Raw genomic sequence first — 6,033 nt, forward strand, 5'->3', positions numbered from 1 at the left:
TTCAGCGATCCGCTTCGTACGCCATGTGGCCGCCCACCAGCGTCGCCACCACCCGCGCCGGCAGTTCCATGCCGAGGAAGGGCGTGTGCTTGCCCTGGCTCAGCAGCGTCTGCTCGGTCACCGTCCAGTGCGCGTCGAGGTCGGCCAGGCACAGGTCGGCCAGCGCGCCCACGCCCAGCCGGCCGGTGGTGGCCAGCGCGCGGTCGCCCAGCACCCGGGCCGGGTCGGCCGTGACGCGCGCCACCGCGGTGGCGATCGGCTGGCCAGCGTCGCGCGCCCATTTGACGGCCAGCGACAGCAGCAGCTCCAGCCCGGTGGCGCCGGGCGCGGCCTCGCCGAAGGGCAGCAGCTTGTCGTCTTCGTCGACCGGCGTGTGGTCGGAGCAGATGGCGTCGATGGTGCCGTCGGCCAGGCCGGCGCGGATCGCGTCGCGGTCGCGCTGGCTGCGCAGCGGCGGCGCCAGCCGGTAGTGGGCGTCGAAATAGCCGATGTCGGCGTCGGTCAGGTGCACGTGGTGGGCCGCCACGTCGCAGGTCACCGGCAGGCCCTCGGCGCGCGCGCGGCGCACCAGCTCGATGCCGGCGGCGCTCGAAATGCGGCACACGTGCACGCGGGCGCGGCTGGCGCGCTGCAGTTCGAACAAGGTATGCAGGGCGATGGTCTCGGCCTGTTCCGGAATGCCGGCCAGGCCCAGGCGCGACGCCATCGCGCCGCTGGCGGCCACGCCTTCGCGCGCCAGCCACGGGTCTTCCGGCCGCAGCCACAGCGCGTAGCCGAAGGTGCGGGCGTACTGCATCGCGCGCAGCAGCACGTTGGTATCGGTGATGTGCGTGTCGGCCTGGGAGAACGCCACGCAGCCGGCTTCCGCCAGCTCGGCCATCTCGGTGATGATCTCGCCCTTGAGGCCGACCGTCATCGCGCCCAGCGGATAGACGTGGCTCTGGTTGAGCTGGCGCGCGCGGTGCTTGAGCATCTCGACCAGGCCGGGCTCGTCGAGCACCGGGTCGGTATCGGGCGGCAGCACCAGGCTGGTGACGCCGCCGGCCAGCGCCGCCTGCAGCTCGGATTCGAGCGTGGCGCGGTGCTCGAAGCCGGGCTCGCGCAGGCGCGCGGAAAGGTCGACCAGCCCCGGCAGAACGGCCAGCCCGCGCGCGTCGATGGTGCGGTTGGCCACGAAGCCGGCCGGCGCCGCGCCCACGCCGACGATGCGGCCGGCCGCGACGAATACGTCGGCCGCCGCGTCGACGCCGTTGGCCGGGTCGATCAGGCGGCCGCCCTGGATGTGGATCTTCATCGTTTGTCAGGCTCCCGCGACGATGCTCATGACGGCCATGCGGACCGCGATGCCGAACGTCACCTGGTTCAGGATGACGGCCTGCCGCCCGTCGGCCACCGGCGAGTCGATCTCGACCCCGCGGTTCATCGGCCCCGGGTGCATGACGATGGCATCGGGCTTGGCCTGCGCCAGTTTTTCCTGGGTCAGGCCGTAGTGCTTGAAGTATTCCTGCGCCGACGGCAGCAGCGCGCCGCGCATCCGCTCGTTCTGCAGCCGCAGCATGATGACCACGTCCACCCCCTTCAGGCCCTCGGCCATATCGGTGAAGGTGCGCACGCCCATCTGTTCCAGCCCCGACGGCAGCAGCGTCAGCGGGCCGATGGCGCGCACCTCGGGCACGCCCAGCGTGGTCAGCGCGTGGATGTCGGAGCGCGCCACGCGCGAGTGCAGGATGTCGCCCACGATGGCCACCGTCAGCCCGGTGAAGTCCTTCTTGTAGTGGCGGATGGTGTACATGTCGAGCAGCCCCTGGGTGGGGTGCGCGTGGCGGCCGTCGCCGGCGTTGATGACGTGCACGTGCGGCGCCACGTGCTGCGCGATCAGGTGCGGCGCGCCGCTGGAAGCGTGGCGCACCACGAACATGTCGGCCTGCATGGCCGCCAGGTTGTTGATGGTGTCGAGCAGCGACTCGCCCTTGCTGGTGGAGGAGGCGTTGATGTTCAGGTTGTAGACGTCGGCCGACAGCCGCTTGGCGGCGATTTCGAAGGTGGTGCGGGTGCGCGTGGAGTTCTCGAAGAACAGGTTGAACACGCTCTTGCCGCGCAAGAGCGGCACCTTCTTGATGTCGCGGTCGGCCAGCGGCACGAAGGATTCGGCGGTGTCCAGGATCTGGCTGAGGATCTCGCGCGGCAGGCCCTCGGTGGTCAGCAGGTGGGTGAGCTCGCCGTTGCTGTTGAGCTGGGGGTTACGCATTGCGCGGCTCCTGCGGGGCTTCGAAATCCAGGCGGAAGCGGTCGCCGTCGCGCGACAGCACGATGGTCTGGCCCGGCGCCAGCTCGACCTGCGCGGCCACGAAATCGGCCGCCACCGGCAGCTCGCGCCCGCCGCGGTCGATCAGCACGGCCAGCCTGATCGACGCCGGCCGGCCGTAGTCGAACAGCTCGTTCATCGCCGCGCGCACCGTGCGGCCGGTGTAGAGCACGTCGTCGATCAACAGCAGGTGCTGGTCGTCGACGTCGAAGCCGATGGCCGAGGGCTTGACCTGCGGATGCAGGCCGATGCGCGCGAAGTCGTCGCGGTAGAAGCTGATGTCGAGCATGCCGGGGCGGCCGGGCAGGCCGAGGTCGCGGTGCAGCCGTTCGGCCAGCCAGGAGCCGCCCGAATGGATGCCGACCAGGTGGGCCTGGCCGGCGGGCAGGCCGGCCAGCATGGCCCGCACGGCGTCGAGCAGGCGCGCGTACAGCGCCTCGGCGTCGGGCGAAGGGGGAGCGGTGGTCATGACGATCTCATGGGATGGGCCCACCCCCTACGCGCTTCGCGCGCCCCCTCAAGGGGGCGATGCGAGCGGACCGGCAAAGCCGGATCCGCCGCATCCTGGGTGGGTGGCGTGGTGGGTTTCATTCCTCGGGGAAGGCGCGGCGCGCCATGGAGTGCTGAATGGAAGCGCCGCCGGCGGCTGCCGATCGCCGGGCGTCGAGGTAATCCTGCAGGATGATGGCGGCGGCCACGGCGTCGACCCGCTGGCCGGCGCGGCGGCCCATCGCCTGCTGTGCCGCCATGCTGGTGCCGCGTTCGTCCACCAGGTCCACCGGCAGGCCGAAGCGGCCGTTGAGCTGCTGCGCGAAGCGGCGGCACTGCGCCGTCATCGGCAGTTCGCCGCCGTCGCCGTCGAGCGCCAGGCCGACCACCAGCCGGGTGGGCTGCCAGTCCTGCAGCAGCTGGGCGACGCGGCCGAAGCGGGCGTCGCGCGTGGTGTTGGGGAAGACTTCCAGCGGCCGCGCCTGGCCCGACAGCGTGTTGCCGATGGCCACGCCGATGAACTGGGTACCGTAGTCGAATGCCAGCAGGGTGTCGTCAGGCATGGCCCGCTTCGCCCGCCAGCATGATGGGGTCGATGCCGAGCAGCTTGAGCGCGGCGCCGAAGCGCTGCGCGGGCGGCACGTCGAAGATGATGCCGGCGTCGGCGGTCACGTTGAGCCAGGCGTTGGCCGAGATCTCGCCTTCGAGCTGGCCGGCCTCCCAGCCCGCATAGCCGAGCGTGACCAGCATTTTCCGCGGCCCGCCGCCGTCGGCCACCGCCTGCAGAACGTCGCGCGAGGTGGTCAGCGCCAGTTCCCCCACCCGGATCGACGAGTTGTAGGCGCCCACCGGCGCATGCAGCACGAAGCCGCGGTCGGTCTGCACCGGCCCGCCGAAAAATACCGGTTCTTCGGCCGAGGCCGAGCCTTCCAGGCTCAGTTCGATCCGCTCGAACAGCGAGGCCAGCGTGAGATCGGTAGGCCGGTTGATCACCAGCCCCAGCGCCCCCTTGGGCGTGTGCTCGCACACGTAAACCACCGCGCCAGCGAAATTCGGATCGACCATGCCCGGCATGGCGATCAGGAATTGATTGGAGAGGTCGATGGCGCTGCGATCATTCATGGCCGCCATTGTAATGCGCCCGCCGCGCATCCGGCTTGCCCCCCGCCAGCCCCCACCCCCATCCAGGATGCGGCGGATCCGGCTCCGCCGGTCCGCCCGCATCGCCCCCTTGAGGGGGGGCGGCCATAGGCCGCATGGGGGAGGGCTTCCCTGCCGGTCCGCCCGCATCGCCCCTGGGGGACGCGCGAAGCGCGCAGGGGGGCCTTATATCTCTACCATTTCGAAGTCTTCCTTGCGGGCGCCGCACTCGGGACAGACCCAGTTGGGCGGCACGTCTTCCCACTTGGTGCCGGGGGCGATGCCCTCTTCGGGCAGGCCGGCCGCCTCGTCGTAGATCCAGCCGCAGATCAGACACATCCAGGTACGCATGATTCTCGTTCGCTCGGGCACCCGTGTTCCCCCCCACGGCGGGAACTTGCGGGCTTACATTAGAATCTCGCATCTTAACCTGGCCCACCTCCTAGGCGCTTCGCGCCTCCGAGAGGGCTCCCCCCCAGGCGCTGCGCGCCTCCCCCTCAGGGGGCGGCGCTGGCGGACCGGCGGAGCCGGATCCGCGGCGCCCCGGGTGGGGCCTGGGATATTTCTTTGATTCTGCTCATTTTTTCGGTACGCGCTTGCCTGCTTCCGCCCTTACTCCGCCGCTGGTACTGACCTTCGCCCCTTCCGACCCGAGCGGAGGGAGCGGGATCCAGGCCGATCTGCTTACCTGCGCCAGCATGGGCTGCCACGCGCTGACGGTGGTTACCGCGCTGACCGTGCAGGATTCGGCCGGCCTCGAAGACGCCGAGCCGGTCGCCGCCGACTGGATCGACGACCAGGCCCGCAGCCTGCTCGAAGACATGCCCGTGCGCGCCTTCAAGATCGGCGGCCTGCTCACGGCCGAGGCCGCCAGCGCGATCGCCGAGGTGCTGGCCGACTACGCCTCGGTGCCGGTGGTGCTGCACCTGGGCGCCGACCCGCCGGGCGTGACCGACGCCGAAACCGAGGACTCCGCCGAGGAAGCCCTGTCGGCGGCGCTGGAGCTGCTGGTGCCGCAGGCCACCCTGGTGGTGGTCGACAACCTGCTGGCGGCGCGGCTGGTGGCCGACGGCCTGGTCGAGCTGGAGTCCGACGACGATAGCGCCGAACGGGCGCTGCTGCGGCTGGGCGCCGGCTGGGTGCTGGGCACCGGCCTGCACCGCGGCGGCGACGGCCGCGTGGTCAACACCCTGCTGACGGCCGAGCCGGAGGCGGACCCGGTCCGCTACGAATGGCCGCGGCTGGCCGGCAATTTCCGCGGCGCCGGCGCCACCCTCTCGGCCGCCATCGCCGCCCTGCTGGCCGGCGGCATGGAAGTGCGCGACGCCGTGGCCGAGGCCCAGGAATACCTGTGGCAGGCGCTGTCGGCCGGCTTCCAGCCCGGCATGGGGCGGCTGCTGCCCGACCGCTTCTTCTGGGCCCGCCAGCCTGCCGGCGACACCGGCGACACCGGCGAGGGCGGCGGCAGCCCCGCCCCCGACGGCATCGTGCCGTCGCCGCCGTCGGGCGGGCTGCCGTCGTGAGCGCCCGCCGCACGGCCACCCGGAAAACGCCGCCGCGTAGCGGCAGGAGGATGGTCCGATGAGTTTCCCCGCGATCCGCGGCCTGTACGGCATCACGCCGGAATGGGACGACACCGACCGCCTGGTCGCGGCGGTGGAAGCCGCGGCGCGCGGCGGCATGCGCATGCTGCAATGGCGCCGCAAGGACATCGCGCCGGCGGCCCGGCGGCCGCAGGCGCAGGCCCTGCGCGACGCCTGCGCCCGGCTGGGCGTGGTCTTCATCGTCAACGACGATTGGCGGCTGGCGCTCGACCTGGGCGCCGACGGCGCCCACCTGGGCAAGGACGACGGCGACATCGGAGAGGCCCGCCGCGCCGCGGGCCCGGCGCTGTACCTGGGGGCCTCCTGCTACGACAGCCTGGACCGCGCCCGCGCGGCGCTGGCGGCCGGCGCCGACCACGTAGCCTTCGGCGCGGTCTTCGACTCCCCCACCAAGCCCGCCGCCGTGCGGGCGCCGCTGGCGCTGCTGACCGCGGCTCGCGCGCTGGCGTGGCCCGGCCAGGGAGCGCCTGCGGCCGCGCCGGCCGGGCACGGCGC

8 protein-coding genes are annotated in these 6,033 nt (G+C 72.1%); 2 read left to right on the plus strand and 6 right to left on the minus strand.

The genetic code is table 11. From position 1 onward, the window contains the following. Window position 1: 1 nt before the first annotated feature. The 6 genes from ABD927_RS22255 to ABD927_RS22280 form a co-directional block, all read right to left on the minus strand. Window positions 2–1,294: a dihydroorotase gene (locus tag ABD927_RS22255; RefSeq protein ID WP_345252081.1), complete on the minus strand. Its 1,293-nt coding sequence runs from the start codon at window positions 1,292–1,294 to the stop codon at window positions 2–4. A gap of 6 nt (window positions 1,295–1,300) precedes the next feature. Then, window positions 1,301–2,248 (minus strand): aspartate carbamoyltransferase catalytic subunit, encoded by a 948-nt coding sequence (locus ABD927_RS22260; protein ID WP_345252082.1) that lies wholly within the window; start codon window positions 2,246–2,248, stop codon window positions 1,301–1,303. Continuing rightward, window positions 2,241–2,774 carry a bifunctional pyr operon transcriptional regulator/uracil phosphoribosyltransferase PyrR gene (pyrR, locus tag ABD927_RS22265; RefSeq protein ID WP_345252083.1) on the minus strand — a complete coding sequence of 178 codons (534 nt, stop codon included), beginning with the start codon at window positions 2,772–2,774 and terminating at the stop codon, window positions 2,241–2,243. The genes ABD927_RS22260 and pyrR overlap by 8 nt, the downstream gene beginning before the upstream one ends. Window positions 2,775–2,892: 118 nt before the next feature. Then, a complete protein-coding gene (gene ruvX / locus ABD927_RS22270; RefSeq protein WP_345252084.1) occupies window positions 2,893–3,357 on the minus strand; it encodes a Holliday junction resolvase RuvX in 465 nt (154 codons plus the stop codon). Continuing rightward, window positions 3,350–3,925: a YqgE/AlgH family protein gene (locus tag ABD927_RS22275; RefSeq protein WP_425570339.1), complete on the minus strand. Its 576-nt coding sequence runs from the start codon at window positions 3,923–3,925 to the stop codon at window positions 3,350–3,352. Before ABD927_RS22275 ends, ruvX begins: the two co-directional genes overlap by 8 nt. A 195-nt stretch (window positions 3,926–4,120) precedes the next feature. Further along, window positions 4,121–4,285, minus strand: coding sequence for a rubredoxin (locus ABD927_RS22280; protein WP_124079575.1), 165 nt, complete (start codon window positions 4,283–4,285; stop codon window positions 4,121–4,123). A 245-nt stretch (window positions 4,286–4,530) separates the two neighbouring features. Here ABD927_RS22280 and thiD point away from each other — a divergent pair, with 245 nt between their 5' ends. Beyond that, window positions 4,531–5,457, plus strand: coding sequence for a bifunctional hydroxymethylpyrimidine kinase/phosphomethylpyrimidine kinase (gene thiD, locus ABD927_RS22285; RefSeq protein WP_345252086.1), 927 nt, complete (start codon window positions 4,531–4,533; stop codon window positions 5,455–5,457). A 58-nt stretch (window positions 5,458–5,515) separates the two neighbouring features. Then, the coding region (locus ABD927_RS22290; RefSeq protein WP_345252087.1) for a thiamine phosphate synthase at window positions 5,516–6,033 on the plus strand (518 nt) is incomplete at its 3' end.

The sequence above is a fragment of the Pigmentiphaga soli genome (assembly GCF_039541095.1).
GTDB lineage: Bacteria > Pseudomonadota > Gammaproteobacteria > Burkholderiales > Burkholderiaceae_B > Pigmentiphaga > Pigmentiphaga soli.